The 26,207-nt window shown below is 67.3% G+C and carries 28 protein-coding genes; 11 read left to right on the plus strand and 17 right to left on the minus strand.

The features are described from left to right. Positions 1-16 precede the first annotated feature (16 nt). From NWF24_RS01135 to NWF24_RS01165, 7 genes are all read left to right on the plus strand, one after another. On the plus strand, positions 17-979 hold the full coding sequence (locus NWF24_RS01135; RefSeq protein ID WP_258352630.1) for a substrate-binding domain-containing protein: 963 nt from the start codon (positions 17-19) through the stop codon (positions 977-979). Between the two features lie 156 nt (positions 980-1,135). Continuing rightward, complete coding sequence (locus NWF24_RS01140) at positions 1,136-2,299, plus strand: Gfo/Idh/MocA family protein (RefSeq protein WP_258352633.1); 1,164 nt, start codon at positions 1,136-1,138, stop codon at positions 2,297-2,299. Positions 2,300-2,324: 25 nt separating this feature from the next. Next, positions 2,325-3,032, plus strand: coding sequence for a phosphatase PAP2 family protein (locus tag NWF24_RS01145; RefSeq protein WP_258352634.1), 708 nt, complete (start codon positions 2,325-2,327; stop codon positions 3,030-3,032). Between the two features lie 77 nt (positions 3,033-3,109). Then, positions 3,110-3,637 carry a DUF3617 domain-containing protein gene (locus NWF24_RS01150; protein WP_258352637.1) on the plus strand — a complete coding sequence of 176 codons (528 nt, stop codon included), beginning with the start codon at positions 3,110-3,112 and terminating at the stop codon, positions 3,635-3,637. 39 nt (positions 3,638-3,676) lie between these two features. Continuing rightward, on the plus strand, positions 3,677-4,705 hold the full coding sequence (locus NWF24_RS01155) for a ligase-associated DNA damage response exonuclease (protein ID WP_258352638.1): 1,029 nt from the start codon (positions 3,677-3,679) through the stop codon (positions 4,703-4,705). Beyond that, the gene (locus NWF24_RS01160; RefSeq protein WP_258352639.1) at positions 4,702-6,357 is read left to right on the plus strand and encodes an ATP-dependent DNA ligase; all 1,656 of its coding nucleotides are present in this window, start codon (positions 4,702-4,704) and stop codon (positions 6,355-6,357) included. Before NWF24_RS01155 ends, NWF24_RS01160 begins: the two co-directional genes overlap by 4 nt. Continuing rightward, entirely contained in the window at positions 6,354-8,966 is a 2,613-nt protein-coding gene (locus tag NWF24_RS01165; RefSeq protein ID WP_258352640.1) for a ligase-associated DNA damage response DEXH box helicase, read from the plus strand. Before NWF24_RS01160 ends, NWF24_RS01165 begins: the two co-directional genes overlap by 4 nt. Positions 8,967-8,971: 5 nt before the next feature. On the opposite strand, the gene trxC is transcribed toward NWF24_RS01165, so the two are convergent. Then, positions 8,972-9,421 (minus strand): thioredoxin TrxC, encoded by a 450-nt coding sequence (trxC, locus tag NWF24_RS01170; RefSeq protein WP_258352641.1) that lies wholly within the window; start codon positions 9,419-9,421, stop codon positions 8,972-8,974. 77 nt (positions 9,422-9,498) lie between these two features. On the opposite strand from trxC, the gene pdeM reads away from it, so the two are divergent. Beyond that, the gene (gene pdeM / locus NWF24_RS01175) at positions 9,499-10,179 is read left to right on the plus strand and encodes a ligase-associated DNA damage response endonuclease PdeM (RefSeq protein ID WP_258352642.1); all 681 of its coding nucleotides are present in this window, start codon (positions 9,499-9,501) and stop codon (positions 10,177-10,179) included. Here pdeM and NWF24_RS01180 read toward each other — a convergent pair. The 3 genes from NWF24_RS01180 to NWF24_RS01190 are packed head-to-tail and all read right to left on the minus strand — an operon-like array spanning position 10,176 to position 12,233. Beyond that, the gene (locus NWF24_RS01180; RefSeq protein ID WP_258352643.1) at positions 10,176-10,715 is read right to left on the minus strand and encodes a TPM domain-containing protein; all 540 of its coding nucleotides are present in this window, start codon (positions 10,713-10,715) and stop codon (positions 10,176-10,178) included. The genes pdeM and NWF24_RS01180 overlap by 4 nt on opposite strands. Before the next feature lie 5 nt (positions 10,716-10,720). Next, positions 10,721-11,623, minus strand: a complete 903-nt coding sequence (locus NWF24_RS01185; protein WP_258352644.1) for a TPM domain-containing protein — start codon at positions 11,621-11,623, stop codon at positions 10,721-10,723. Positions 11,624-11,633: 10 nt separating this feature from the next. Next, positions 11,634-12,233, minus strand: coding sequence for a LemA family protein (locus tag NWF24_RS01190; RefSeq protein ID WP_198788361.1), 600 nt, complete (start codon positions 12,231-12,233; stop codon positions 11,634-11,636). 46 nt (positions 12,234-12,279) lie between these two features. On the opposite strand from NWF24_RS01190, the gene NWF24_RS01195 reads away from it, so the two are divergent. Further along, the gene (locus tag NWF24_RS01195) at positions 12,280-13,038 is read left to right on the plus strand and encodes a hypothetical protein (protein WP_093057717.1); all 759 of its coding nucleotides are present in this window, start codon (positions 12,280-12,282) and stop codon (positions 13,036-13,038) included. Position 13,039: 1 nt separating this feature from the next. Here NWF24_RS01195 and NWF24_RS01200 read toward each other — a convergent pair whose 3' ends face one another. The 7 genes from NWF24_RS01200 to NWF24_RS01230 form a co-directional block, all read right to left on the minus strand. Beyond that, positions 13,040-13,714, minus strand: a complete 675-nt coding sequence (locus tag NWF24_RS01200) for a cysteine hydrolase family protein (protein ID WP_258352645.1) — start codon at positions 13,712-13,714, stop codon at positions 13,040-13,042. Then, entirely contained in the window at positions 13,711-14,643 is a 933-nt protein-coding gene (locus tag NWF24_RS01205; RefSeq protein ID WP_258352646.1) for an ABC transporter permease, read from the minus strand. Before NWF24_RS01205 ends, NWF24_RS01200 begins: the two co-directional genes overlap by 4 nt. Continuing rightward, a complete protein-coding gene (locus NWF24_RS01210) occupies positions 14,640-15,761 on the minus strand; it encodes an ABC transporter permease (RefSeq protein WP_375338496.1) in 1,122 nt (373 codons plus the stop codon). Before NWF24_RS01210 ends, NWF24_RS01205 begins: the two co-directional genes overlap by 4 nt. A gap of 19 nt (positions 15,762-15,780) precedes the next feature. Then, positions 15,781-17,310, minus strand: a complete 1,530-nt coding sequence (locus NWF24_RS01215) for an ABC transporter ATP-binding protein (protein WP_258352648.1) — start codon at positions 17,308-17,310, stop codon at positions 15,781-15,783. Positions 17,311-17,314: 4 nt separating this feature from the next. Next, positions 17,315-18,391: a BMP family ABC transporter substrate-binding protein gene (locus NWF24_RS01220; protein WP_258352649.1), complete on the minus strand. Its 1,077-nt coding sequence runs from the start codon at positions 18,389-18,391 to the stop codon at positions 17,315-17,317. Positions 18,392-18,457: 66 nt separating this feature from the next. Beyond that, on the minus strand, positions 18,458-18,844 hold the full coding sequence (locus NWF24_RS01225) for a VOC family protein (protein ID WP_258352650.1): 387 nt from the start codon (positions 18,842-18,844) through the stop codon (positions 18,458-18,460). A 308-nt stretch (positions 18,845-19,152) separates the two neighbouring features. Then, entirely contained in the window at positions 19,153-20,154 is a 1,002-nt protein-coding gene (locus NWF24_RS01230) for an isopenicillin N synthase family dioxygenase (protein WP_258352651.1), read from the minus strand. A gap of 206 nt (positions 20,155-20,360) precedes the next feature. Here NWF24_RS01230 and rutR point away from each other — a divergent pair, with 206 nt between their 5' ends. Next, complete coding sequence (gene rutR, locus NWF24_RS01235) at positions 20,361-21,068, plus strand: HTH-type transcriptional regulator RutR (RefSeq protein ID WP_093057710.1); 708 nt, start codon at positions 20,361-20,363, stop codon at positions 21,066-21,068. Between the two features lie 130 nt (positions 21,069-21,198). Here the strand turns inward: rutR and rutF are convergent, their stop codons facing one another. The 6 genes from rutF to rutA are packed head-to-tail and all read right to left on the minus strand — an operon-like array spanning position 21,199 to position 25,509. Continuing rightward, complete coding sequence (rutF, locus tag NWF24_RS01240; protein ID WP_258352652.1) at positions 21,199-21,756, minus strand: NADH-dependent FMN reductase RutF; 558 nt, start codon at positions 21,754-21,756, stop codon at positions 21,199-21,201. Between the two features lie 12 nt (positions 21,757-21,768). Further along, entirely contained in the window at positions 21,769-22,368 is a 600-nt protein-coding gene (locus NWF24_RS01245; RefSeq protein ID WP_258352653.1) for a malonic semialdehyde reductase, read from the minus strand. Beyond that, positions 22,365-23,171: a pyrimidine utilization protein D gene (gene rutD, locus NWF24_RS01250; protein WP_258352654.1), complete on the minus strand. Its 807-nt coding sequence runs from the start codon at positions 23,169-23,171 to the stop codon at positions 22,365-22,367. The genes NWF24_RS01245 and rutD overlap by 4 nt, the downstream gene beginning before the upstream one ends. A 5-nt stretch (positions 23,172-23,176) precedes the next feature. Then, positions 23,177-23,569: a pyrimidine utilization protein C gene (gene rutC / locus NWF24_RS01255; protein WP_258352655.1), complete on the minus strand. Its 393-nt coding sequence runs from the start codon at positions 23,567-23,569 to the stop codon at positions 23,177-23,179. Between the two features lie 22 nt (positions 23,570-23,591). Beyond that, positions 23,592-24,383 carry a pyrimidine utilization protein B gene (gene rutB, locus NWF24_RS01260; protein ID WP_258352656.1) on the minus strand — a complete coding sequence of 264 codons (792 nt, stop codon included), beginning with the start codon at positions 24,381-24,383 and terminating at the stop codon, positions 23,592-23,594. Positions 24,384-24,396: 13 nt separating this feature from the next. Next, a complete protein-coding gene (gene rutA, locus NWF24_RS01265; protein ID WP_258352657.1) occupies positions 24,397-25,509 on the minus strand; it encodes a pyrimidine utilization protein A in 1,113 nt (370 codons plus the stop codon). Between the two features lie 217 nt (positions 25,510-25,726). Between rutA and NWF24_RS01270 the strand changes: the two genes are divergently transcribed. After that, positions 25,727-26,179, plus strand: coding sequence for a YybH family protein (locus tag NWF24_RS01270; RefSeq protein ID WP_093057704.1), 453 nt, complete (start codon positions 25,727-25,729; stop codon positions 26,177-26,179). The last annotated feature ends 28 nt before the right edge of the window (positions 26,180-26,207 follow it).

The raw sequence follows: 26,207 nt of genomic DNA on the forward strand, positions 1-26,207 counted from the left end.
CAAGGAGACACCCAGCATGACGACTTTCACCCGACGCCTCGCACTCACGGCAGTTGCCGCCGCAGCGTTCGCCAGCCTGCCTGCGCTTGCCGCGGAAAAGGTCAACCTCGGCGTTTCGATTCCCGCGGCCACGCACAGCTTCATGGGCGGCATCAACTACTGGGCCAACCAGGCGAAGAAAGACCTGGAGAAGGAACACAAGGACCTGAAGATCACGATCAAGACAGCTGCCAACGCGCCAGAGCAGGCCAACCAGCTGCAAGACCTGTCGACCGTCACCAAGATCAACGCGCTGGTCGTGTTCCCCTTCGAATCGGCTGCGCTGACCAAGCCTGTCGCGCAGGTCAAGGCCAAGGGCGCCTACGTCACTGTGGTCGACCGCGGCCTCACCGACACCAGTGCACAAGATGCCTACGTGGCCGGCGACAACACGGCGTTCGGCAAGATCCCGGCCGAGTACATCGTGAAGCAGCTGAACGGCAAGGGCAACGTGGTGGCGCTGCGCGGCATCGCGACCACGCTCGACAACGAGCGCATGGACGCCTTCAACGCCGTGCTCAAGGGAAGCCCCGACATCAAGCTGCTCGATGCCAAGTACGCCAACTGGAACCGCGACGACGCCTTCAAGGTCACGCAGGACTACCTGACGCGCTTCAAGAGCATCGACGCCATCTGGGCCGCCGACGACGACATGGCCGTGGGCGTGCTCAAGGCCATCGAGCAGGCCAAGCGCGACGATATCAAGATCATCTTCGGCGGCGCGGGCGCCAAGGGCATGGTCAAGACCATCATGGACGGCAAGGACAAGCGCATCACGGCCGACGTGAGCTACTCGCCGAAGTTCATCTACGACGCGATCAAGCTGACGGCCGAGGCACGCCTGAAGGGCGAGAAGCTGCCGGCGACGACGATCATTCCTTCGGTGCTGATCACGAAGGACAACGCCAAGGACTTCTACCACCCGAACTCGCCGTTCTGACGGTCGCCTTGCCTTGCTCCCTCTCCCCTCGGGGAGAGGGTTGGGGTGAGGGCCGACGGCGATGGCAAAGGCTGTGCGCGCGCAAGCGCCGATGCCCTCACCCTAGCCCTCTCCCAGAGGGAGAGGGAACAGTTTCAGGAAATACCGAGACGATTGATGACCGACACACCTCTGCGCAAGCTCCGCTACGCTATGGTCGGCGGTGGCCGCGACGCCTTCATCGGCGGCGTGCACCGCAAGGCCATGGCGCTCGACGGCCAGATCGAGCTCGTGGCCGGCGCGCTGTCGTCGAGCCCGGACAAGGCGCGCGCCTCGGGCCGCGACCTCGGCCTGGCCGACGACCGCAACTACGGCGACTGGCAGGCGCTGCTGTCCGACGAGCTGAAGCGCCCGGCGGGCGAGCGCATCGACTTCGTGTCGATCGTCACGCCCAACCATGTGCACTTTCCGGTGGCACAGGCCTTTGCCGAAGCGGGCTTCCACGTGGTGTGCGACAAGCCGCTGGTGCACACCCGCGAGCAGGCCGATGCGCTGGTCGCGACCGTGGCGAAGCAGGGCACGGTGTTCGGCGTTACCTACAACTACACCGGCTATCCGATGGTGCGGCAGGCGCGCGAGATGGTGCGCTCGGGCCAGATCGGCGAGGTGCGCAAGGTCGTCGTCGAATACAACCAGGGCTGGCTTGCGAGCCATGTCGAAGGTGGCACCAACAAGCAGGCCGACTGGCGCACCGACCCCGCACGCAGCGGCGCGGCCGGTGCCGTCGGCGACATCGGCTCGCACGCCGAGAACCTCGTGGCCACCGTCACCGGACTGCAGATCGAAAGCCTGTGCGCCGACCTCGGCGCGCTGGTGCCGGGACGCATGCTCGACGACGACGGCAGCCTGCTGCTGCGCTTCGAGGGCGGTGCGCGCGGCGTGCTCATCGCTTCGCAGATCAACACCGGGCTGGAGAACGACCTGCGCCTGCGCGTGTCGGGCACGCTGGGCACGCTCGAATGGCGCCAGGAGCAGCCGAGCCGGCTGGTGCATCTGCCGCATGACGGGCCCCTGCGCGTGCTGACGCGCGGCGCGTCGTGGCTGTGCGAATCGGCGCAGCGTGCGAGCCGGCTGCCGGCGGGGCATCCTGAAGGCTTCATCGAGGCTTTTGCGAATGTTTATATGGGCGTGGCGGCGGACATCCGCGCCCGGCTCGCGGGCCAGCCGGCCGATCCGCTGGATGCCGACTACCCGCGCGTGGAAGACGGCGCGCGTGGGGTGCGCTTCATCGAACGCACGGTGGCTTCGTCGAAAAGCGAATTAAAGTGGACGCCCTGGTAGCGCGCAGCGCGCTGCACAGGCCTCCATGACACCTTCCGCATCCGACGCTTCTTCTTCATCACCGGCAACGCAGCCCTGGCTCGCCGCCCTCTGGCGCCGCTGCATCACGCTGTTCCCCCTGAAGCTGGTCGGCAACACCGTCGCCACCCTCGGCTTCTTCCCGCTGTACTTCTGGATCATGAAGAACGCCGGTCAGGCCTGGGTGCTGCCGCTCACGCCCGTCGACCGGCTGATTGCCTTCTGGCCGATGCTGCTGCCGGTGTACCTCTCGCTCTGGGGCTATATCGCGCTGCCGGTGCTGCTGGCCAAAGACAGGCGCGAGCTGCTGGGCTTTTCCTTCGGCTGCGCGGCCATGACGGCGCTGGCGCTGCTCGTGTTCTGGTTCATGCCCACGGCGATTCCCAACTTCGCGGTCGAGGCCGCGCCGGGCACCTCGCTGCAGTTCCTCAAGATGGTCGATTCGGCTGGCAATGCCTTTCCCTCGCTGCATGTCTCGTTCTCGGTGTTCGCCTGCGTCATGCTGGCGCGGCAGTTGCGCGATGTGGGGGCGCCGGTGTGGCTTCGCGTCGTTAACGTGGCCTGGGCCGTGGGTATCGTCTATTCGACGATGGCGGTGCGCCAGCACGTTCTGATCGATGTGCTGGGTGGCCTTGCGCTGGGCGTGGCCCTCGGTGTCGCCACGCGGCAGCGCGGCCCGGTGCTCGCGCCGGCGCAGCAGGCGCGTCCGGCTTAGGCCGATTGCGCTATTCCGCCGCCGCGGTGCGCGCGGTACAACCCGGGGATCGTCGTCCACCGATGCGGGAGCCCGTCATGAAGATCCGTTTGTCCGCCGTCGCTGCCTGCATGGCGGCCAGTGCCACCGCGTGTCCCGCGTTCGCGCTCGATTTTCCATCGCGCAAGCCCGGCCTGTGGGAAATCCAGACCGGCGACCCCACGGGCAAGGGCGCCGGCGCTGGTCACACCATGCAGCAGTGCATCGACGCGGCCAGCGACAAGGCCTTGCGCGACATGGGCCAGGGCATGGGCAAGGACATGTGCTCCAAGCAGGAGCTGCGTGCCGACGGCGGCAAGCTGGTGATGGACTCGGTCTGCAAGATCGGCAACACCGTCGCCACCTCGCATGCGGTGATGAGCGGCGACTTCAGCACCGCCTACCGCATGGAAAGCAAGTCGACCTACAACCCGCCGCTGATGGGCCGCGCCGAAGGCGCGAGCGTCATGGAAGCCAAGTGGATCGGCCCCTGCAAGGCCGACCAGAAGCCGGGCGACATGGTCATGTCCAACGGCATGAAGATGAACGTGCTCGACATGATGAAGAACCGGCCGCAAAAACCATAGCCTGTCGCGCAAGCCCGGCTGCGCCTACCATGGCGTGCCATGCCCGCAAAGCAGGAAGAAGATCTCCTCGTTGTCGCCCGGCCCGAGGGCCTGTACTGCCCGCCCGGCGATTTCTACATCGACCCGTGGCGGCCGGTGGCGCGCGCCGTCATCACGCACGCGCACTCTGACCACGCGCGCCCCGGGCATGCGCACTACCTGGCCCACACCGACAGCGCCGGCACGCTGCGCGCGCGGCTCGGCCCTGACATCGACCTGCAGACGCTGCCCTACGGCGAAGCCATCGAGCACCACGGCGTGCGCGTCTCGCTGCATCCTGCCGGCCATGTATTGGGCTCGGCGCAGGTGCGGCTCGAGCACGGTGGGCGCGTGTGGGTGGCCTCGGGCGACTACAAGACCGAGCCCGACGGCACCTGCACGCCCTTCGAGCCCGTGCCTTGCGACACCTTCATCACCGAGTCGACCTTCGGCCTGCCGATCTACCGCTGGCCAACGCAGGCCGTGCTGTTCGCGGAGATCGATGCATGGTGGCGCGCCAATGCGGAAGCAGGGCGCGCGTCGGTGCTGTTCTGCTACGCCTTCGGCAAGGCGCAGCGCATCCTGCATGGGGTGGACGCGAGCATCGGGCCGATCGTCGTGCACGGGGCGGTGGAGCCGCTCAACGCCGTGTACCGGGCGGCGGGCGTGGCATTGCCGCCTACCTTGCGCGTGAGCGATGAAGGCGTCGATGCCGCATTGCTGAAGCGCGCGCTGGTGCTCGCGCCGCCATCTGCACAGGGCTCGCCGTGGATGAAGCGCTTCGGCAACTACGCAGACGCTTTCGCGAGCGGATGGATGCAACTGCGCGGCACCCGGCGGCGGCGCGGCGTGGACCGCGGCTTCGTGATGTCCGACCATGCCGACTGGCCTGGACTGCAGCAGGCAATTGCAGGCACCGGCGCGGAGCGCGTGTTCGTCACGCACGGCAGCGTGCAGGTGATGGTGCGATGGCTCACCGAGAACGGACTCGACGCGCAGGGCTTCAAGACCGAGTACGGCGACGAGGACGATCAGGAGGCAGAGGCATGAAAGCCTTCGCCGCCCTCTACCGCGACCTCGACGCCAGCACGTCGAGCCTCGCCAAGCAGGCGGCACTGCAGCGCTACCTGCGTGAGGCCGATGCAGCCGATGCCGCATGGGCCGTCTACTTCCTCGCCGGCGGCAAGCCGCGCCAGCTCGTGCCCACCAAGCTGCTGCGACTGCTTGCACAGGAAGCGGCGGGCCTGCCCGAATGGCTGTTCGACGAAAGCTACGACGCCGTGGGCGATCTCGCCGAAACCATTGCGCTGCTGTTGCCGCCACCGAGCGAGGCGCATGAGCTCGGCCTCGCGGGCTGGGTCGAGCAGCATCTGCTGCCGCTGCGCGAAGCCGCAAAGACCTCGCCCGAGCAGCTTGCAGACCGCCTGCGCGCACAGTGGCGGCAGCTCGCTGCCGAAGAGCGACTGGTGTACTTCAAGCTCATCACCGGTGCGTTCCGCGTCGGCGTGTCGAAGCTGCAGGTCACGCAGGCGCTCGCCGCGGTCGGTGGCATCGATGCCAAGCGCGTCGCGCAGCGGCTCATGGGCTACACGCACATCGGCGCGCGGCCAAGGGCCGACGACTACCGCACGCTCATCGCCCCCGAGTCGGGCGCCGAGCAGGTGCAGAAGACCAGCGGCCAGCCGTACCCCTTCTTCCTCGCGCATCCGTTCAACCTGTCGCTCGAACAGTTCGATGCCGCGCTGGGCCCACCTTCCGACTGGATCGTGGAGTGGAAGTGGGACGGCATCCGTGCGCAGCTCATCAAGCGCGCGGGCGTCGTGTGGCTGTGGTCGCGTGGCGAAGAACTGGTGACAGAGCGCTTCCCCGAGCTCGCCGTCCTCGGCGAGGCTCTGCCCGATGGCACCGTGCTCGACGGCGAGATTGCCGTTTGGCGCGACGACCGCGTGCAGCCCTTCGCCGAGCTGCAGAAGCGCATCGGCCGCAAGACGCTGGGCGCGAAGCTGCTGCGCGACATTCCCGTGGTGCTGCTGGCCTACGACATCCTCGAATGGGAAGGGCGCGACCTGCGCACGCTGCCGCAGTCGCAGCGCCGCACGCTGCTCGACGATCTGGTCACGCGCATGCAGCATCCCTCAATGCTGCCGAGCCCGATGCTCACGGGCATTGACTGGAGTGACCTCGCACGCCAGCGCGAAGCGGCACGCACCATGGGCGTCGAAGGCATGATGCTCAAGCGCCGCGACGCGCAGTACGGCGTGGGCCGCACCAAGGACGTCGGCGTGTGGTGGAAGTGGAAGATCGACCCGCTCAGCGTCGATGCGGTGCTGATCTACGCGCAGCGCGGCCACGGCCGGCGCGCGAGCCTCTTCAGCGACTACACCTTCGCCGTGTGGGACGGCCCGCCCGGGCAGGAAGACCGCAAGCTCGTGCCTTTCGCCAAGGCCTACTCGGGCCTCACCGATGCCGAAATGGCGCGCGTGGACGCAATCATCCGCAAGACCACGGTGGAAAGCTTCGGACCTGTGAAGAGCGTGAAGCCGACGCTGGTGTTCGAGCTGGGCTTCGAAGGTATCGCGCGCAGCATGCGGCACAAGAGCGGCATCGCCGTGCGTTTCCCGCGGATGCTGCGGTGGCGCGAAGACAAGCCGGTGGAAGAGGCGGACACCCTGCAGACGCTGGCGGCGTTGTTGCCCGTATGAAAAAGGCCGTCAAGCAGGCGCTCGATGCGTGGTTCGCCGCGCGCGGCTGGAAGCCCTTCAAATTCCAGCGCGAGGTCTGGAAGGCCATCGGCGAAGGCAGGTCCGGCCTGCTGCATGCCACTACCGGCGCGGGCAAGACCTACGCGGTGTGGCTCGGCGCGCTACAAGCCTTATCGCAGGCTCGCAAGGCAAGCGCGCGGCCTGCGGCCCCGCCGCTCACCGTGCTGTGGCTCACACCCATGCGCGCGCTTGCGGCCGACACGCTGCGCGCCCTGCAGCAACCACTCGAAGCCCTTGGCGCCGAAGTGCATCCGTGGAGCGCGGGCGCGCGCAGTGGCGACACCACGTCTGCCGAACGCAGCGCGCAGAACCAGCGCCTGCCCACGGTGCTCGTCACCACGCCCGAAAGCCTTTCGCTGCTGCTCGCGCGTGCCGATGCCCGCGAGGTGCTCGGCCACGTGCAGATGGCGGTGGTCGACGAATGGCACGAGCTGCTCGGCAACAAGCGCGGCGTGCAGGTGCAGCTCGCGCTCGCGCGGCTGAAGCGCTGGAACCCGGGTCTTGCGATCTGGGGCATGTCGGCCACGCTGGGCAATCTGCATGAGGCGATGCATGCGTTGCTGGGCCGTGAAGACGGTGTGCTGGTGCAAGGCCAGGTGCCGAAGAAACTCGTCATCGATTCGCTGCTGCCCGGCACCGCCGAGCGCTTTCCGTGGGGCGGGCACCTCGGCCTTACGATGCTGCCGCAGGTGATCGCAGAGATAGCTGCGAGCAAGACTGCGCTGGTCTTCACCAACACCCGCTCGCAGGCCGAGATCTGGTATCAGGCCGTGCTGGAGGCCAAGCCCGAGTGGGCCGGCCTCATCGCGCTGCACCACGGCTCGCTCGACCGCGAAGTGCGCGAGTGGGTCGAGCTGGGCCTGAAGAGTGGTGAGCTGAAGGCCGTGGTCTGCACGTCGAGCCTGGACCTGGGCGTGGACTTTTTGCCGGTCGAACGCGTGCTGCAGATCGGCTCGCCCAAGGGCGTGGCACGGCTGCTGCAGCGCGCGGGCCGTTCGGGCCATGCGCCGGGGCGGCCGTCGCGCATCACGCTCGTGCCCACGCACAGCGTGGAAATGGTGGAGGGCTCGGCTGCGCGCACGGCCATTGCGGCGGGCCACATCGAGGCGCGGCAATCACCCGACCAGCCGCTCGACGTGCTGGTGCAGCACTTGGTGACTGTGGCGCTCGGCGGTGGCTTCGTGCCCGACGAGCTGTATGACGAGGTACGCGGCACGGCTGCGTACGAAGGCCTTTCGCGCGAGAGCTGGCAGTGGTGCCTCGACTTCGTCTCGCAAGGCGGCCCCTCGCTCGCGGCCTACCCGGACTACAGGCGCGCCGTGCCCGATGCGGAAGGTGTCTGGCGCGTGCCCGATGCGCGGCTCGCGCGGCGGCATCGCATGAACATCGGCACCATCGTGAGCGATGCGAGCATGTCGGTGCAGTACCTCGGTGGCTCGAAGATCGGCAACGTCGAAGAGAGCTTCGTCGCGCGCATGAAGGCCGGCGACTGTTTCCTGTTCGGCGGCCGGCTGCTCGAACTCGTGCGTATCCATGACATGACGGCCTGGGTGCGGCGCGCGAGTGGCAAGCGCCCTGCGGTGCCGCGTTGGAGCGGCGGGCGCATGCCGCTGTCGAACACGCTGGCCGATGCGGTGGTGCAGCAGCTGGCGCTGGCCGGCGAGGGGCACTACGACTCGCCCGAGCTGCAATGCGTGCGCCCGCTGCTCGAAATACAGCAGCAGTGGTCGGCACTGCCGACACCGCAGACGCTGCTGGCCGAGACGCTGAGCACGCGCGAGGGCTCGCACCTGTTCCTCTATCCGTTCGCGGGCCGGCATGTGCACCTCGGGCTTGCGAGCCTGCTGGCCTGGCGCGTTGCGCAGCACGAGGCGCGCACTTTCTCGATCGCGGTCAACGACTACGGTTTCGAGTTGCTGAGTGCGACAGAGGTCGATTGGGCCGCGCTGCTGCCGCAGGTGCTGAAGCTGCCGGAAGGCAACGACGCGCATGCGGCGTTGCTGCACGAAGTGCTGGCGTCGCTCAACGCGAGCGAACTCGCGCAGCGGCGCTTTCGCGAGATCGCGCGCGTGTCGGGGCTCATCTACCAGGGCTACCCGGGCGAGAAGCGCAGCAGCAAGCAGCTGCAGGCCTCGTCCTCGCTGTTCTGGGAGGTGTTCCGCAAGTACGACCCCGGCAACAGGCTGCTGCAGCAGGCCGAGCAGGAGCTGCTCTCTCAGGAACTCGAAATCGGCCGCCTGCGCGCCAGCCTGGAGCGCATGGCGACGCAGCAGCTCGTGCTGAAGCCGCTTGCGCGGCCGACGCCGTTCTCGTTTCCGTTGATGGTCGAGCTGTTCCGCGAGAAGCTGTCGAATGAGAGCGTGGCCGACCGCATCGCACGCATGGTCGAGCAGCTGGAGAAGGCTGCGGGCGGAGCGGTCACGGCCGGCGGCGTGGAGCGCGTGAAGGGCACGCTGGCCTTTGGGCAGGAGGGGTTGGGCAAGCCGGCGAGGCCTTCAAGCGCCCGACGCGAGCGCAGGCGGCCTTCGCGTCCGTTGCCGCCCCTGTGAGCAGATCAGCCGGCGCCGTGCGCCTTCACCCATCGCACGATGTCCGCCGCACTCATCGCGCCTGCTTGTCGCGCCACTTCGCGGCCACCGCGGAACAGGGCCAGCGTCGGGATGCTGCGGATGTTGAAGCGCGCGCCCAGGGCAGGCACGGCCTCGGTGTCGACCTTGGCCAGCCGCACCCGTGGTTCGAGCTGGGCCGCGGCCTGCTCGTAGCCTGGCGCCATCTGGCGGCAGGGGCCGCACCAGGGCGCCCAGAAATCGACCAGCACCGGGATTTCGTTGCGCGAGATGTGGCGATCGAAGGTAGCTTCGTCCGGCAGCGCGGTCGAATGGGCAGTGAAAAGCGGCTGGTGGCAGCTGCCGCAGTCGGGCGCGCTGCCCAGCTGCGCCGCGCGCACGCGGTTGGTCGTGTGGCAGTGCGGGCAGACGATGTGCAGCGGGGGCGATTCGGTCATCTGCAGAAACTGGGGGCTGCTGGAGCCCATTGCAAGACGGTCGCCTGCCGGAGCGTCTTTTGCGACACTTCCAGTCCGTGACCTCCCCAGACTCCTCCGCATCGCCGCTCCCTGTCCATTGGGCGGGCGAACTGCTGCACCTGCTGCCCGAGCGGGCACTGTGGTGGCCCGATGCGCGCGTGCTGTTCGTGGCCGACCTGCATCTGGGCAAGGCTGCGACCTACCGCGCGCTCGGCCAGCCGGTGCCGGGCGGCACCACGCAGGAAAACCTGGCGCGGCTCGATGTGCTGATCGAACGGCATGCTCCGCAGCGCATCGTGTTCCTTGGCGATTTCCTGCACGCGGCGCAGGCACGCACGGTGCTCGCCACGGTGGAGGCCTGGCGCGTGGGCCATACAGCCGTCGCAATGACGCTGGTGCGCGGCAATCACGACAGCCGCGCGGGCGATCCGCCGGACACGCTCGGCATCGAGGTGGTCGACGAGCCTTTTCTGCTCGGGCCGTTCGCCTGCTGCCACCATCCGCAGACCCATGCCACGCACTTCGTGCTGGCGGGGCACCTGCATCCCGTTTGCAGGCTTCATGGCCCGGGCCGTGACAGCGTGCGGCTGCCTTGCTTCGTGAGCGATGCGCAGCAGGCTGTGCTGCCGGCATTCGGCGAGTTCACAGGTGGTTGGCTGATGGAATCGGCGCCGGGGCGGCGCTTTCATGCGGTGGGTGGCGATGCCGTGTGGGCCTTGCCGCCGCAGGAAGGCTAGAGCACGACCGGCTCGTCCGGCAACTCGTTCACGTCCACATCGTTCTCGCCCAGCGGAAAGTGCTCCACCAGCAGGGCCGAGATCTCTTCCAGCGCCTGCGTGAGCCCATCCTCGAAGCGCCCTTCACCAAAAGCTGCGCCCATGCGCTGCGCCATCGCGGCCCATTCGGCATCGTTCACGCGCGCATTGATGCCGCGGTCAGCCACGATCTCGATGGCGTGCTCGGCCAGCAGCAGGTAGATGAGCACGCCGTTGTTGTGCGCGGTGTCCCACACGCGCAACTTGCCGAACAGCGTGACGGCACGCTCGCGCGGCGGCGCATGGCGCCACAGGTACGACATCGGCAGGCCGGCCTCGACGCAGATGCGGATCTCGCCGCTGTGGCGCCGCTCGCTCGCGGCCACGCGGCCTGCAAGGCGCTCCAATGTGGCCGGTGGCAGTGCACGGCGAACCTCGGACTCGTCGATCCAGCGATGGCGCCAGATGCGGCCGAGCTTCGAGAAGAAGCTGGCGTCGGTTGGATTGGTCGTCGTCATCGTGTTCACCAGTCCCCCGACGCGCCGCCGCCGCCGAAATTGCCGCCGCCGCCGGAGCTGAAACCACCGCCTCCGCCGCCGCCCCCACCGCCGCTGCTCCAGCCACCGCTTCCACCGGAGCTCCAGCCGCCACCACCGCCGCCGCCCGGACGCCCGGCGCCCGCGACCAGCGAGACGATAAGCGCGACAAGCGCCGCGATCACCGCGATGGCGATGCTGGTGGTGATGAAGAAAACGACCACGCCCACACCGCCGCCCACGACCACCGTGCCCAGCTTCTTGCCGAGGACGGCGCGCGCGACCGGCGCACCGATGAAGACGCCTACGAACAGGAAGATCGCGAGGTTCTCCCAGTCGAAGCCACCACCACCGCCGCCGCTGCCCGTGTCGCGCGAAGGCTCCGGCAGCGGCTCGCCGTCGACCAGGCCGATGAGCCGGTCCACCGCCGCGTTCAGCCCGCCCGCGAAGTCGTTGTTGCGAAAGCGCGGCTTCATCTCCTCGTCGATGATGCGCACGGCCGCAAGGTCGGGCACCGCGCCTTCGAGCGCCTTGGCGGTGGCGATGCGCATCTTGCGGTCGTCCTTGGCCACGACCACCAGCAGGCCGTCGCCGACGTCCTTGCGGCCGATCTTCCAGGCGTCGCCCACGCGCTGCGTGTAGCTGGCGATGTCCTCGGGCGCGGTGGTCGGCACCATCAGCACCACGATCTGCGAACCCTTGCGCTGCTCGAAGGCCGCGAGCTTGGTGTCCAGGCCGTTGCGCTGTGCGCTGTCCAGCGTGCCGGTCTGGTCGATCACCCGCGCCGTGAGCGCGGGCACCGGCAGCAGGCCCTGGGCCAGCGCGACCCCGGCCAGGGTCGCGAGAACGAGCGCGGCCAGTGCGCGACGGAGCAGTGCGGCAATGGCCATTGGTGCTGGCTTACTTCTTCGGAGCGCTGAAGTCGACAGTAGGCGGCGTGGAAATCTGCGCCTCGTTCTGCACCGAGAAGTTGGGCTTCGGCGCGTAGCTGAAGATCTTGGCCGTGATGTTGGTCGGGAAGCTGCGAGCGAGCACGTTGTACTCCTGCACGCTTTCGATGTAGCGGTTGCGCGCCACGGTGATGCGGTTCTCGGTGCCTTCCAGCGTCACCCGCAGGTCGCGGAAGGCCTGGTTGGCCTTGAGCTCGGGGTAGCGCTCCGACACCACCATCAGCCGCGACAGCGCCGAAGAAAGTTCGCCCTGCGCCTGCTGGAACTTGTTGAAGGCCTCGGGGTTGTTCAGCGTCTCGGGCGTCACCTGGATCGAGGTGGCCTTGGCGCGCGCCTCGATCACCTTGGTGAGCGTGTCCTGCTCGAAGCTGGCTTCGCCCTTCACGGTGGCCACGATGTTGGGCACGAGGTCGGCGCGCCGCTGGTACTGGTTGAGCACCTCGCTCCAGGCCGATTTGCTGGCCTCGTCGAGGGACTGGAACTGGTTGTAGCCGCATCCGCTCAGGGACAAGACCGCCGCGAGAATCAAGAACCAGCGCTTCATCATCATTTGCATTACCTCCGCAGAATTGCCGGAAGGTAGCATAGATGGCTCCATGTCCCTCGACCCTCTACAAGCCCTGCAGGCCGCCAACCGTGCGGTACTGCCCGTTGCTTCCGACGCTTTCGGCACGCTGCTGATCGCGGGCGCGACCGGTGCGCTGGGAGCGGAGCTGCTGCGGCGACTGGCCGGCAGCCACCGGCACGCCCATACCCGCGTGCTGGCGCGCGAGCCGATTCGCGACGGGTTGCGCGGCGTGGAAACCTACCTGAGCCCGGCCCCGCCGATCGCGCAATGGCCGCTGACTTCGGCCCACACGGCCATCGTCGCCTTCGACCCGCCGCGGCTGTACCACGACCGCGAACGCGCGCTGTGGGTGCCCGAGCCTTCAGATTTGCCCGAACTGGCCCGATGGCTGCGCGCCTGCGGCGTGCAGACGCTGGCCATCGTGCAGCCGCACGACCAGGGCCGGCTGCCCGAGGCGCTCAAGCGGGGGCTCGCGAGCCTCGACGAGCAGGCGGTGGTGGCCTGCGGCTTCGAGCGCGTGATCCTGGTGCGCTCGGCGCGCAAGCCGGTGAATGCGAAGTTCGCCAACCCGCTCGAGCGGCTGGCCGCGTGGATGCTGTCCGTCGTGCGCTTCATGGTGCCGAGCAGCGAGCAGCCAGTGCGCGCATCGAAGGTGGCCGAGCTGGTCGACGTGGCGCTGCGCATCGCGCCGCCGGGCGTGCATGTGGCCGCACCCGAAATGGTGTGGCAGGCCGCCCAGGGCGACATGCCCGGCGTGGCCGCACGCTGGCTTGGCGTATCGGGTTAATTCATCCGCGCCACTGGCGCAGCAGTTCCGCTGAATCGACCACCAGCCCGAGGTGCAGTGACACCATCGCCAGCGCCGCGCCCTCCAGGTGCGGGTCGGTGCCACGCACCAGGTCGCGCAGCACGATCACGCGGTAGTTGTGGTTGTTGGCGTCGAAGGCCGTGTTGAGCACGCAGCAGTCGGTAAAGCCGCCGTTGAGCACGACCGTCTCGATGCGCTGGTTGCGCAGCAGAAAGTCGAGGTCGGTCGGGTAGAAGGCAGAGAGGCGGCGCTTGCTGTCCACGCGCATGTCGCCGGGCTCGACACGCGTGACCCACTCGGTCCACTTCGAGCCTTCGATGGCGTGCGCGTCGGCATTCGGAATTTCGCCGACGTGCAGTGGAAAGGTGCGCCGCCATGCGGACGGAATGCCGCGGATGTCGTCCACGCCGTCGGGCCGCAGCACCGACTTGATGTGCACGATGCGCACGCCCAGCGCGCGCACTTCGTCATGAAAGCTGTCGATGGGCGCCACCACGTCGCGTGCGCGTGGTGCAGGGCAGGGGCAGTCGGGGCTGTCGTCGAGATGGCCGCGATGCATGTCGATGGAGACGACCGCGGTGGTGGCGGGGTTCAGGTAGTCGGCGAACCTTGCCGCGTCGAGCTCGCGCTCTTCGTTGTAGACCCAGGCCTTCATCGGCGTTCTTCTCTCACATAGGGTTGGCCCAGCGCGCCGGGCTCTTCATCGGCGCCGCGCCGCGAGAGCGCGACCCACACCATCACGCCGAGCGTCACCGCATACGGCGTCATCATCACGAAGTACTGCGGCAGCTGCACGCCGGCAGCGGCAAGCTGCGGAATCAGCGCCTCGATGCAGCCGAACAGCAGCGCGCCGATCAGCGCCTTCCACGGCGACCAGCGCGCGAAGATCACCAGGCCCACCGCGATCCAGCCGCGTCCGCCGGTCATGCCCGCGATCCACAGCTTGGTGCTGACCACCGAGATGTAAGCGCCCGCCAGCCCCACCAGCGCCGAGCCCGCGAGCACCGCCGCGAAGCGCCATGCCGTCACGCGGATGCCGGCCGCATCGGCCGCCTGCGGGTTCTCGCCCACCGCGCGCAGCCGCAGGCCGGTGGATGTGCGTGCGAAGAACCACGCCACCGCGCCGAAGATAGGCAGCGTGAGCCACACCATCGCGTTCTGCTCGAAGAGCCTGCCCACGCCCGGCAGCAGCGACAGCGGCCACAGCGCCATCGCGCCGATGCCTTCGGTGGCATGGTTGGTCCAGTCGGCCATTGAGCCGACCAGCGCCGTGAGCCCCTGGCAGAAGAACACCAGTGCGAGACCGGCAATCACCTGGTTCACGCGCAGCCAGATCACCATCACCGCGAACAGCACCGACACCACGCTGGCCGCGAGCATGGCCAGCACCAGCGACACGGCCGGCTGCCCGATGGCGATCTGCGCGCCGATGCCGGCCAGTGCGCCGACCAGCATCAGCCCTTCGGCGCCGAGCGCGAGCACGCCCGCGCGCTCGCAGATGATGAGACCGAGTGCCGCGAGCGCATAAGGCACCGCGAAGTCAGGCGTGCTCGCGAGCCAGTTGAGCATGATGCTGCCGCTCATTGCGCAGCCTCCCCGCCCACGCGGCGCAGCCGGTGGCGAATGAAGAAGTCGCTCGACGCCACGCACACCACGATCACCGCCTGGATGAGCTGCACCATCGAGAACGGCACCTGGTAGAACACCTGCAGGCTGCGTCCGGTGACGAACAGCGCCGCCACCAGCAGCGCCACCACGGTGGCCGCGAGCGGGTTGTTGCGCGCGAGAAAGGCAATGAGGATGCCCGAGAAGCCATAGCCCTGATAGAAGGCCTGCGTGAGCCGGCCCTCCTGCCCAGCGACCACCGCGAAGCCCGCGAGCCCGGCCATCGCGCCCGACAGCAGCACCGCGCCGTAGATCGTGCGCCGCACCGGCACGCCGTTGGCATGCGCGACGCGCGGGTTCGCATCGACGAAGCGCAGGTAGAGCCCCACGCGGCTCACGCTCACCAACCACCACGCCAGCAGCGCGACCACGCCCGCGAGCACGATCGAGCTGCCGATGCCCGCGCCCAGCTCGGGCAGTCGTTCGAATACGCGGAACTGCGGCGAGTACGGGAAGTTGTCCTTCGGGTCCTTCCAGCTGCCGTAGACCAGGTGCAGCAGAAAGTTGGCCGCCATGTAGTTGAGCATCAGCGTCGAGATGATCTCGTTCACGCCGAGCTTCAGCTTGAGCCACGCGGGACCCAGCACCCACAGCAGGCCGCAGCCGATGGCGGCCGCGAACATCAGCGGCAGGCGCAGGTTCTCGGGGCCGATCTGCCACATCGAGATGGTGGTCGCGCCGATGGCGCCCCAGATCATCTGACCCTCGAGGCCGAGGTTCCAGAAGCGCGCGCGGAATGCGATGGAGCCCGCGAGGCCGACGAGGATCATCGGCGCGGCCTGGAACAGCACGGCACGAAAGTTCTGGCCGTCGAAGAAGGTCTGCATCACGAACTCGTTGGCGAGTTCGTCGGCGGGCACACCCGCGGCCACGAGGATCGCGGCAGAGATGGCGAAGCCCACGAGCAACGCGGCCGCGAGGATCAGCGCCTGCCAGCGCCAGGCCATGTGCTGGCGGATTTCGAGCGCGTAGCGGCGGCGCGCGAGCGGTTGTGTGTGCTGCTGCGAGTTCACCTGGGGCCTGGGCGCTTGTGCCATGTCGACTGAGAGCGAGGCATCAGCCATGGTCCACCATCGCCTGTCCGATGGCTTGCCGGTCGGCAGGCTGCGCGAACTCGCCGGCGATGCGCCCGCGCGTCATCACGCCCACGCGGTCGGCCAGCTGCAGCACTTCGTCGAGGTCTTCGCTGATCAGCAGTACCGCCGCGCCGCTGTCGCGCGCGGCGCGCAGCCGCGCATGCACCTCGGCGCTGGCGCGCACGTCGAGCCCGCGGCTCGGGCTGTGCGCAAGCACCAGCGCGGGCGACTTGCCGAACTCGCGCGCGAGCACCAGCTTCTGCGCATTGCCGCCCGAGAGCAGCGCGGCCTTCTGCGCGACCGAGCGCACGCCCTGCACGTCGAAGGCGCGCACGGCTTCCTGCGTATCGCTCTGGATGCGGCCACGGCGCAGGCGCCACACGGGGCCGTAGCGGCCGGTGTGCACGCGGCCGATTGCGTAGTTCTCGGCCACCGACAGGCCGCCCGCTAGCGCGAGCCCGTATCGGTCGGCCGGAATGGCTGCAATGCCGATGCCGCGGCGTGCCGACGCGGCCATGGTCTTCAGGTCGCCGTGGCCTTCGAGCCGGATCTCGCCTTCGGTGGCTTCACCCGGCAGGCCCATGATCGCGCCCGCCAGCTCGCCCTGGCCGTTGCCGCCGACCCCAGCAAGGCCGTAGATTTCGCCCGCGTGCAGTTCGAGATCCACGCCGTCGAGCACGCGACGGCCTTCGGGCGAGGCGGGCGTGCGCAGCCCGCGCACCGAAAGGCGCACGGGGCCGCGCGATACGGTCGAAGCCTGGAATCCTTGCGTGGCAATCGATTCACCCACCGTGAGCTTCACCAGCTCGGCGACCGATGCTTCGCCCGGCCGCAGCGTGGCCACCGTGCGCCCGCCGCGCATCACCGTCACGCGGTCGGCATAGGTCTTCACATCGGCCATCTTGTGCGTGACCAGCACCACGGCAGACCCCGCACGCGCCAGCCCCTGCACCGTCTGCAGCAGGCGCGCGGCTTCCTGGTCGGTCAGCACGGCCGTGGGTTCGTCGAGGATCAGGATGCGCGCGCCCGCGAGCAGCACCTTGAGGATCTCGACGCGTTGCTGTTCGGCAATCGACAGCGCATCGATGCGCTTCGACGGATCGATGTCAAAGCCCAGCTCCGAGGCCTTGTTGCGAATGTCGCGCTCGATCTCGCGCAGCCGCTCGCCATGGCTCTGGAATTCGGCCGGCGGCGGCGCGGTGAGCAAAATGTTCTGCGCCACCGTGAAAGGCCGCACCAGCTTGAAATGCTGGTGGACCATGCCGATGCGGTGCTTCGCCGCGTCACGCGGACCGGCGAAACGCACCGCGTTGTCGTCCACCAGCAGTTGTCCGGCCTCGGGCGCATAGAGCCCGGCCGCGATGTTCATCAGCGAAGACTTGCCCGCGCCGTTCTCGCCCAGCAGCGCATGCACCTCGCCCCAGCGCGCGGCAAAGTGAGCGTCGGTCAGCGCCGCGAAGCCGTCGAAGGACTTGCGGATACCGGTGAGTTCTAGCGCGTTGTTGGGCATGAAATTACTTCTGCGTGACCACGCCCTTGACGAACCAGTCCATCTTCCACAGGTCGGCATCGGACAGTACCGCGCCCTTGGCAACGCGCTCCTTGCCGTCGCGGTCGGCGAGCGGGCCTGCGTAGACCTGCTTGCCCTTCATGATCGCGTCGCGCTCGGCGGTGATGGCCGCGGCCTTGTCTTTAGGCACGGCTGGGCCGAAGCCTGCGATGTCGGTGCCGCCGTCCTTCATCTCGATGAAGGCGCCGTACTGCGCGGGCTTCCAGTTGCCGGCCATCACCTTCTTCAGCTCGGGCGTCAGGAAGCGGTCCCACACCCACACTGACGAGCACAGCGTGGCCTTGGGCGCGAACTGTCGCAGGTCGCGGTGGTGGCCGGTGCCGTACACGCCGCGCTCTTGCGCGACGATCTGCGGCGTGGGGCTGTCGACGTGCTGGCCGATCACGTCGGCGCCCTGGTCGATGAGCGCGGCGGCAGCGGCGCGTTCTTTCACCGGGTCGTTCCAGGCGCCGGTGTAGATCACGTTCACCGTGGCGTTCGGGTTCATCTTCTGCGCACCGAGCGCGAAGGCGTTGGCCGCGACGAAGCCGAGCTTGCCCGTCTTCGATGCAGCGCCGGCGGCCATGCCGCAGAGGTATTGGCTTTCGTAGGTGCGGCCGTAGAACGATTCGAGGTTGCTGCCGTTGGTGGTGCCCGAGCCGTTGAGGAAGGCAACATCGGGGTACTTGGCGGCCAGGTCCTTGAAGCTGTCGGAATAACCAAAGGCGGTGCCAATCACGATGTTGGCGCCGCGCTGGATGAACTTCTCCGCAGCGGGCTTGATGGCCGATGCGTCTTCGGGAACGTTCTCGACGAACTGGATCTTCTGGCCGATTTCCTTTTCGATCTTCACGCGGGCCTCGTCAAAGGCCTGCGTCCAGCCGCCATCATTTTTCGGGCCGAAGTAGAGCATCGCGATCTTCGGCTTGTCCTTCAGCGTGAAGCCGTCGGCGGCCGCAGCGGGCAGCGTGGTGAAGAAGGCGCCGCTGGCCGCGACGGTCATCGCGAGGCCCAGGCCGGGAGTGAGGGTGCGCAACTGCATGGGACTACCTTTGGTGAGAGGCTTTGAAGAAAGGGAGGACGAAAAAAAGAACGAGCGCAGCGCGCGTCACATCATGAAGTTGATGCGGAACACATTGCCCTCGGGATCGAGCAGCACCGACTGGTACCAGTTGTAGTAGGTGACGTACGGCGGCTTGATGAGCGTGGCGCCGGCTTCGAGCGCGACGGGCACCATGCGGTCGACATCGGCCTGGCTGTCGACGTCGATGTTCAGCAGGAACTTGACGCCGCGCGTGTCTGAAAACTCGCTCAGGTGCAGCAGCTCGTAGGCATCGAGTGCGTTGAAGCCCAGGCTCGACTTGCCGGTATCCAGGCCTCGGAAGATCGGCGAGCGGATTGCTTCGATCTCGGGGAAGCCGAATACGCGCTGGTAGAAGCCGCTGAGTGCGACCACGTCTTTTGCGAAGACGTTGACGTAGGAGAGATGGGCCATGTTCAGTTGCTCATTGCGCGGTTGTTGGTGTTCTTGTTCGGGGTGCGTGCGAATGACACCGGGTACTCCCCTCCGCGAATGTCCCCCGGCCTTCGGCCTCCTCCTTTATTTCGCTGCGGGGAGCACCCGATGCCATTCGCACATGGACGCAGCGCTCATGCGGGCCGATCAACAAGTGCTCTGAACGATCACGTCGATGGGGTGCCTTGCGCAGCGAAATAAAGGAGGAGGCCGAAGGCCGGGGGACATTCGCGGAGCAAGGTACCCCGTCGGCGTGATCGCGCCCCGAAGAACAGCAAGCCGTCATCTCAAGCCATCGCCTTCGTGCCACCAAAGGTCGTCTGCTTGACGAACTTTGAAGTCAGATGGTCACCCGAGGAAATCGGTGCGTACTTCGCCGTCTCGCCCGGGGCAAGGCAGCTAGCCAAGCACTCGACCATCGCGTCGTAGTTCGGCTGATGAAAGAACACCAGCGATTGCCGACGATTGGTGCTCGCAATCTCGAAGGGCGGGTTGATCACACGGTGCAGCGTGGACACCCACTGGTCGTTGGTCCACTGCATCATGAGGTCGGCGATGTTGACCACCAGGCCACCCTCGACCTGCGGTACATCGACCCACTGGCCGGCCTTGTTGAACACCTGCAGACCCTTGTCATCGGGCAGCACAATGGTGAGGCTGCCGTAGTCGCTGTGCGCGCCCGCACGCAACTGGCCGGGCAACGGCTGCTCGCGCTGCGGCGGATAGCTCAGCACGCGGAACATGCTGATGTGCTTGTCGATCTTGTCGTCGAAGAAGGTCTCGGGCAACGACAGGCCGAGCGCGAAGACACGCATCAGCGAGCGCGAGAGATCGCTCATCGCCTCGAAGTAGCCCTCGTAGGCTTCGCGGAAGCCCTCGATGGGCGGCCAGCTGTTGGGCTCGAAATGCGGGCCGGCGGCGGGGCCGCGGTGGTAGTCGTCTTGCGGCACGTTCGACGGGCCGATGGAGAACGATTCCTTCAGGTCGCCGGGGGCCGCTTCTTCGAGGCTGTACGAGAGCCCTTCCTCGCCTACCGCGCTGTAGCCGCGCACCGCATCTTCGCGTGGACGATCGACTTTGCGCTTTTCGCCCAGCGGCATGTCGAAGAACTTTCGCGAGAGCGACGACACGCGCGAGATCAGCCCGGGCGCAATGCCGTGGTTCGTGATGACGAGAAAGCCGATGCTGCGGCAGGCCTCGTCGACCTTCTTCGCGACCTCGGCCTTGCCTTCGGCGGTGCCCGCGAAGTAGGGCGCTAGATCGATGATGGGTACGGACAGCAGGGTCATGGCAGGTTCCTCATGCTTGGCATGCCTTTCGCCATGCAACGTCTGTGCCAGTTGGACCAAATGGACAAAACGCATCCGTCGCGTCAGCATGGTGCGCAACGACGCGCTGCGAAGGCGGCTGCGGCGCAAGGCGATGCATCACGGCCTTACAGTGGTGCGCTGTGCTGTCTGCCGATTCACTAACGAACGAACAAGAGCGAGGGAAGATGCCGAAGACCAAAGCGCTGGCCGCCAGTGCCAGCAAAGAGAAGAGCCCGGCGCGCAAGCGCGCGAAACCCGCGGTGCGCAGTGCGTCCGCGGTGAGCCGCCGGCTGCGTCAGATCGAGGACAAGCGCAGCGCGATCCTCGGTGCGGCGCTGGGGCTGTTCTCCCGCTTCGGCCTGCACGGCACATCGATCGACCAAGTGGCGGCACGCGCCGATGTATCGAAGAGCAACCTGCTCTACTACTTCGCGAACAAGGAAGAGCTCTACGTCAACGTGCTGCGCGATCTGCTCGCGCTGTGGCTCGAACCGCTGCGCGGCTTCAGCGCCGAGCAGGACCCGGGCGAGGCCATCGGCGACTACATCCGCCGCAAGCTGGTGGTTTCGCGTGACAGGCCCGATGCGTCACGGCTCTTCTGCCTGGAAATGATCCAGGGCGCGCCGCTGCTGCGCGACGAGCTCGATCGTGAACTGCGCACGCTGGTGGAGAAAAAATCGGAGGTGATTCGCGCGTGGGTCGAAGCGGGCAAGCTGGCGCCTGTCGATCCGCATCACCTGATCTTCGCGCTATGGGCGGTGACGCAGCACTACGCGGATTTCGGGGTGCAGGTGCAGGCGCTGTCGGGGCACACGCTGGACGATGAGGCGTTCTTCGAGAAGACCGTCGAGAACGTGCAGCGCATCTTTCTTCAAGGCATCACGCCGCGCTGAGTCTTGCTCCCTCTCCCCTCGGGGAGAGGGCTGGGGTGAGGGCTGCGGCATCGAAGCCAATGTTGCCTTTGCAAGCGCCGCTGCCCCCTCACCCTGACCCTCTCCCCGAGGGGAGAGGGGATAGGACGGGTCAGTGCTGCGGCGGCGCCGCGATCTCGTGATAGCGCCGGTCGAAGTAGATCAAGCCCTGCGTCGCGCCACCGATGGCAATGGCCACCGCTTCGCAGAACAGCACGTCGTGCGTGCCCGCGCTCGTGGCATGCACCACGCGGCAGTCGAAGGAAACGGCTGCGTCGTCGAGCATCGGCGAGCCGGTCGTCTTGCGGCTCCACTGGCCGGCGGCGAAGCGTTCGTCCATCGGCGTCTTGCCGCCGAACAATGCGGACAGCGACTGGTGCCCCGCTGCCAGCACGTTCACGCACAGCACGCCGTTGGTCTTGAATGCCGGGTACACCGAGGCCGAACGGTTCAGGCACACCAGCAGCGTCGGCGGCTCGTCGGTCACGCTGCACACGGCCGATGCCGTGAAGCCGGCGCGGCCTGCGGGGCCGTCAGTGGTGATGATGTTCACCGCCGCGCCCAGCCGCGCCATCGCGTTGCGGTAGTCGGCCTTCTCCAGGCTCGGCAGCAGGCCGGCGGGGTTCGATGACGATGAAGCAGCGTGGGAGGCCATGGCATTCAGCAGCATGTGGTGAGTCCTTCAGGCCAGCACGCAGGCCTCGTCGAAGGGCAGCCGCGGCAGCCGGCCGAACACCTTCGACGCATCGCCATGGCCCAGGTTGATGAGGAAGTTGACGGTCCAGTCGGTGCCTTCGAAGAAGGCCGCGTCGACCTTCGCCTTGTCGAAGCCCGACATCGGGCCTGCATCGAGGCCGACCGCGCGTGCTGCGAGCAGCAGATAGCCCGCCTGCAGGCTGGCATTGCGAAAGGCGGTCTCGTGCGCGGCCTCGGGGCTGCCGGTGAACCAGCTGCGCGCATCGGCATGCGGGAACAGCGTGGGCAGCTTGTCGTAGAACTTGCGGTCCCACGCCGCGATGACCGTGACCGGCGCGGCCATGGTCTTGTCGAGGTTGCCCTTGGAGAGCGAGGGTGCGAGGCGCTGCTTGCCTTCGGGCGTGCGCACGAACACGAAGCGCGCGGGCGAGCAGTTGGCCGATGTGGGGCCGAGGCTCGCCAGCGCATAGATCTGCTGCAGCTGTGCGTCGGTGACGGGTTCGTCGGTCCAGCCGTTGTGGGTGCGCGCGCCGGTGAAGAGAAGCGACAGCGCGGCGTCGTCGAGTGTGGATGCAAGAGTGGTCATGCTGGAACGGCGGATGCGCTGACCCGCGAAAGAAAGTCGAGCAGGCTGCGGTTGAAGGCTTCGGCTTCGGTCACGCTGTGGGCATGGCCGCCGTGCGGCATGAAGTCGAGCGTGACGTCGCTCAGGCCATCGGCCAGGCGCTGCGAGCAGGTCCAGGGCACGAGCGTGTCGTCTTTCGCCGCGGCGATGAGTGTGGGCGCAGTGATGTCGGCGAGGCGGGCGTCGATGTCGAAGGCGCGCAAGGCGGCGATGCGTGCGCGCATGTTGGCCTCGCCCGGGAAGTGCGCGAAGGCGTGATCGACTTCGTCGGCCACGCGTTGTGCGTGTTCGGCGGCCCAGGCTGCGGGGTACAGGAAGATCGGTTGCGCTTCCACGTACGCGCGCGGACCGCAGGCGCCGAGCAGCGCGAGCCGCGCATCGAAGCAGCGCGCCGAATGCGGGTTGGGCTTCGACCATGCGTTGATGAGCACGAGACTCGCGATGCGCGAGGGCGCGTCGAGCGCGAGCTGCAAACCCACGAGGCCGCCGAGCGCATGGCCCGCGAAGTGGCATTGCGAAGTGTTCGTGGCGTCGAGGATTTCGAGCACGTCCTTCGCCATGTCTTCGATGGCATACGTCTCTGGCAATGCTGCAGGGCTGCGGCCGGTGCCGCGCTGGTCGTACGCAATGACGCGGTGCCCGGCGGCAACCAGCGCGCCGAGCTGCGGCTGCCAGAACCCGGCCGAGCCACCGAGGCCCGACGACAGCAGCACGGTGGCTGCTGCATCGGACGGTCCGTGCACCTCATAGTGCAGGGCGCTCATGAAGCTCAGCCCTTCTTGCCGACGTGCGCGATCGAGGCAATCTCGATCAGCGCATCGGGCTTCACAAGGCCGCACTGGATGCAGTAGCGCGCGGGCTTGGTGCCGGGAAAGAACTCGGCATACACCGCGTTGATCTTCCCGTAGTCGGCCCAGTCCTTGAGCATGATCTGGTTGAAGGTCACGTCGTCCATGGTGCCGCCCGCGGCCTCGACCACGCCCTTGATGATGGTGAGCACGTGCCTTGCCTGCGCGCTTGCGTCGCCGACATGCACCACGTTGTTGTCCTTGTCGAAGGGCAGCGTGCCCGACACGTAGAGCACGCCGTCGGCGAGCGTGCCGGGAACATAGGGGGCAAGTGGCACGCCGGTGCCGGGCGGGATGATGGCTTGCTTGGGCATGAAGAGAGCTCCTTGAAAAGAATCAGACAGTGGCCGCTTCGGCCGGTGCGGGTTGGGTGATGGATGCGGGTGCGAAGGCGCTGCAGAAGTGATCCACCGTGGAGACCCATCCGAAGAAGGTCTCGACGTTGTAGACCGCTGCCTTCTGGATCGCGGGTCCACCGAGTTCGTGCGTGGCGTCTTCGAGCATCACGGCGAAGTATTCGAGGTGGAATGCGTCGCGCAGCGTCGATTCGACGCACACGTTGGTGGCGATGCCGGTGAACACCAGGTGGCGGATGCCGCGCGCGCGCAGCGTGCTGTCGAGCGTGCTGTTGAAGAAGCCGCTGTAGCGCGTCTTCGGCACGACGATGTCGCTGGGCTGCGGCTTCATCTCTTCGATGAGCTCGTAGTCCCAGCCGCCCTTGGCGAGGAACTTGCCCTGCAGCTCGGGCTTGGCGCGCATGGTCTTGAGTGCGTTCGACTTGTGCCAGTTCGGCGAGCCAGGGCCGCCGGCCTCGACGTATGCCGCGTCCCAGCCGTTCTGCAGAAACACGACCAGCATGCCGGCCGCACGCGCCGCCGCTATGGTGCGCGCGATGTTGGCGATGGTGCCTTGCGCACCCGAGATGTCGAAGCCGGCCGAGTCGACGTACCCGCCGATGGATGCATAGGCGTTCTGCATGTCGACGACGATCAGCGCCGAATCGGTCGCGTGCAGTGCCAGCGGTTCGGGGCGCGCGGGCAGCACCAGCGGTGCCGGGGCGCCCGGCAGGCGCGGTGCGCCGACGGGGGTGTTCGATGTGAGGGTGGTGTTGTGTGCCGGAGTGCTCACGTGACGCTCCTGTTCAGGCCGCGAGGCGTTCGGGTTCGACCCGCGACGGCACGGGGCTCTGCACGTGCGCGCGGCTCTTCATCAGCGGCTGGATGCGTTCGCCGAAGGCCTCGACGCCCTGCAGGAAATCGTCGAAGGTCAGCAGCACGCCTTCGGTGCCGGGCACCTCGGCCATTTCGTCGAGCATGCGCGCGACGTTTTCATACGAGCCGACGAGCGTGCCCATGTTGATGTTCACGGCCGAGGTCGGGTCGGCCATCTGGCGCACGTTGGTGTCGGCGCCCGACTTGGTGTCGGCCGCGCCCTGCTGGCCCAGCCATGCAATGGCTTCGTGGTCGGCGCCGGCCTTGTAGTGTTCCCACTTGGCGCGTGCGGCCTCGTCGGTCTCATCGGCGATCACCATCATCAGCACGTAGGTGGTGACGTGGCGGCCGGTCTTCGTGGCGGCTTCGATCAGCTTCTCGGCCGCGGGCGCGAAGGCCTTGGGCGTGTTCACGCCCTTGCCGAAGCAGAAGTTGTAGTCGGCGTACTTCGCGGAGAACTCCATGCCCGCGTCGCTCTGGCCGGCGCAGATCACCTTCATGTCAGCCTGCGGCTGCGGGCTCAGGCGGCAGTCGTCCATCTTGAAATGGTCACCCTTGAAGTCGGACTGGCCGGTGCCCCAGAGGTCGCGCAGCACCTGGATGTATTCGCTCAGGTACTGGTAGCGCGTGCCGAAGAACTGGTCGCCGGGCCACATGCCCATCTGCGAATACTCGGGCCGCTGCCAGCCGGTGACGAGGTTCAGGCCGAAGCGGCCGTTGGAGATCGAATCGATGGTCGACGACATGCGCGCCACGATGGCCGGCGGCATCACCAGCGAGGCGGCGGTGGCAAAGAGCTTGATCTTGCTGGTGACCGCCGCGAGGCCGGCCATGAGCGTGAACGACTCCAGGTTGTGGTCCCAGAACTCCGTCTTGCCGCCGAAGCCGCGCAGCTTGATCATGGACAGCGCGAAGTCGACGCCGTAGCGCTCGGCCTTCAGCGTGATCTGCTTGTTGAGTTCGAAGCTGGGCTTGTACTGCGGTGCGTTTTCCGAAAGCAGCCAGCCGTTGTTGCCGATGGGAATGAAGATGCCGACGTTCATGGAAGGGCTCCTGTTGCGAGGTCGCGAAGCTCCTTGCATGCGCCGTGCCAGCTGGATAAGTCGTTTCAAATCAATGGCTTATGGAAAAGTGGCCTCTACGTTTTGACCATTTGGTCCAAAGTGGAGCAGGCGTTCCAGCCGGATTGCGGCAGCACGGTGCAGGCCGGACCAAAGCGGTGCAGTGCCGCCGTCACGGACAGCGCGGCAAAATCGCGCAATGCCCAAGACCCCACTCCGCGCCGCTGCGGCCATCGGCGGCACTGCCGACGACGTCGAAGCGGCCTTCTATGAAGCGCTGCAACGCGGCGACATCGATGCGCTGATGGCCTGCTGGGCCGACGAGGACGAAGTGTTCTGCGTGCACCCCGGCGGCCCACGGCTGGTGGGGACCGTGGCGATCCGCGCGGCCTTCGAGCAGATGTTCGGCAACGGCGCGATCCACGCCATGCCGGCGCGGGTGCGCAAGATCGAGTCGCTCGGCAGCGCCGTGCACAACGTGCTCGAGCGCATCGAGGTGCTCACGGCCGAAGGCCCGCGCCATGCCTTCGTGCTGGCCACCAACGTCTATCACAAGACCGCCCAGGGCTGGCGCATGGTGGCGCACCATGCGAGCCCGGGCAGTGCGCGCGAGCCGGACGACGCGAACGATCCGCCCCAGACCCTGCATTGATGCCTTCCTTCGTTACTCCTTCCGCTTC

The organism is Variovorax paradoxus, from assembly GCF_024734665.1.
Classification (GTDB): domain Bacteria; phylum Pseudomonadota; class Gammaproteobacteria; order Burkholderiales; family Burkholderiaceae_C; genus Variovorax.

Bases quoted from the DNA above. Each gene is read 5' to 3' on its own strand.
- NWF24_RS01135 (WP_258352630.1), top strand. From the start codon at position 17: ATGACGACTTTCACCCGACGCCTCGCACTCACGGCAGTTGCCGCCGCA.
- NWF24_RS01140 (WP_258352633.1), top strand. From the start codon at position 1,136: ATGACCGACACACCTCTGCGCAAGCTCCGCTACGCTATGGTCGGCGGT.
- NWF24_RS01145 (WP_258352634.1), top strand. From the start codon at position 2,325: ATGACACCTTCCGCATCCGACGCTTCTTCTTCATCACCGGCAACGCAG.
- NWF24_RS01150 (WP_258352637.1), top strand. From the start codon at position 3,110: ATGAAGATCCGTTTGTCCGCCGTCGCTGCCTGCATGGCGGCCAGTGCC.
- NWF24_RS01155 (WP_258352638.1), top strand. From the start codon at position 3,677: ATGCCCGCAAAGCAGGAAGAAGATCTCCTCGTTGTCGCCCGGCCCGAG.
- NWF24_RS01160 (WP_258352639.1), top strand. From the start codon at position 4,702: ATGAAAGCCTTCGCCGCCCTCTACCGCGACCTCGACGCCAGCACGTCG.
- NWF24_RS01165 (WP_258352640.1), top strand. From the start codon at position 6,354: ATGAAAAAGGCCGTCAAGCAGGCGCTCGATGCGTGGTTCGCCGCGCGC.
- trxC (WP_258352641.1), bottom strand. From the start codon at position 9,421: ATGACCGAATCGCCCCCGCTGCACATCGTCTGCCCGCACTGCCACACG.
- NWF24_RS01180 (WP_258352643.1), bottom strand. From the start codon at position 10,715: ATGACGACGACCAATCCAACCGACGCCAGCTTCTTCTCGAAGCTCGGC.
- NWF24_RS01185 (WP_258352644.1), bottom strand. From the start codon at position 11,623: ATGGCCATTGCCGCACTGCTCCGTCGCGCACTGGCCGCGCTCGTTCTC.
- NWF24_RS01190 (WP_198788361.1), bottom strand. From the start codon at position 12,233: ATGATGATGAAGCGCTGGTTCTTGATTCTCGCGGCGGTCTTGTCCCTG.
- NWF24_RS01195 (WP_093057717.1), top strand. From the start codon at position 12,280: ATGTCCCTCGACCCTCTACAAGCCCTGCAGGCCGCCAACCGTGCGGTA.
- NWF24_RS01200 (WP_258352645.1), bottom strand. From the start codon at position 13,714: ATGAAGGCCTGGGTCTACAACGAAGAGCGCGAGCTCGACGCGGCAAGG.
- NWF24_RS01205 (WP_258352646.1), bottom strand. From the start codon at position 14,643: ATGAGCGGCAGCATCATGCTCAACTGGCTCGCGAGCACGCCTGACTTC.
- NWF24_RS01210 (WP_375338496.1), bottom strand. From the start codon at position 15,761: ATGGCACAAGCGCCCAGGCCCCAGGTGAACTCGCAGCAGCACACACAA.
- NWF24_RS01215 (WP_258352648.1), bottom strand. From the start codon at position 17,310: ATGCCCAACAACGCGCTAGAACTCACCGGTATCCGCAAGTCCTTCGAC.
- NWF24_RS01220 (WP_258352649.1), bottom strand. From the start codon at position 18,391: ATGCAGTTGCGCACCCTCACTCCCGGCCTGGGCCTCGCGATGACCGTC.
- NWF24_RS01225 (WP_258352650.1), bottom strand. From the start codon at position 18,844: ATGGCCCATCTCTCCTACGTCAACGTCTTCGCAAAAGACGTGGTCGCA.
- NWF24_RS01230 (WP_258352651.1), bottom strand. From the start codon at position 20,154: ATGACCCTGCTGTCCGTACCCATCATCGATCTAGCGCCCTACTTCGCG.
- rutR (WP_093057710.1), top strand. From the start codon at position 20,361: ATGCCGAAGACCAAAGCGCTGGCCGCCAGTGCCAGCAAAGAGAAGAGC.
- rutF (WP_258352652.1), bottom strand. From the start codon at position 21,756: ATGCTGCTGAATGCCATGGCCTCCCACGCTGCTTCATCGTCATCGAAC.
- NWF24_RS01245 (WP_258352653.1), bottom strand. From the start codon at position 22,368: ATGACCACTCTTGCATCCACACTCGACGACGCCGCGCTGTCGCTTCTC.
- rutD (WP_258352654.1), bottom strand. From the start codon at position 23,171: ATGAGCGCCCTGCACTATGAGGTGCACGGACCGTCCGATGCAGCAGCC.
- rutC (WP_258352655.1), bottom strand. From the start codon at position 23,569: ATGCCCAAGCAAGCCATCATCCCGCCCGGCACCGGCGTGCCACTTGCC.
- rutA (WP_258352657.1), bottom strand. From the start codon at position 25,509: ATGAACGTCGGCATCTTCATTCCCATCGGCAACAACGGCTGGCTGCTT.
- NWF24_RS01270 (WP_093057704.1), top strand. From the start codon at position 25,727: ATGCCCAAGACCCCACTCCGCGCCGCTGCGGCCATCGGCGGCACTGCC.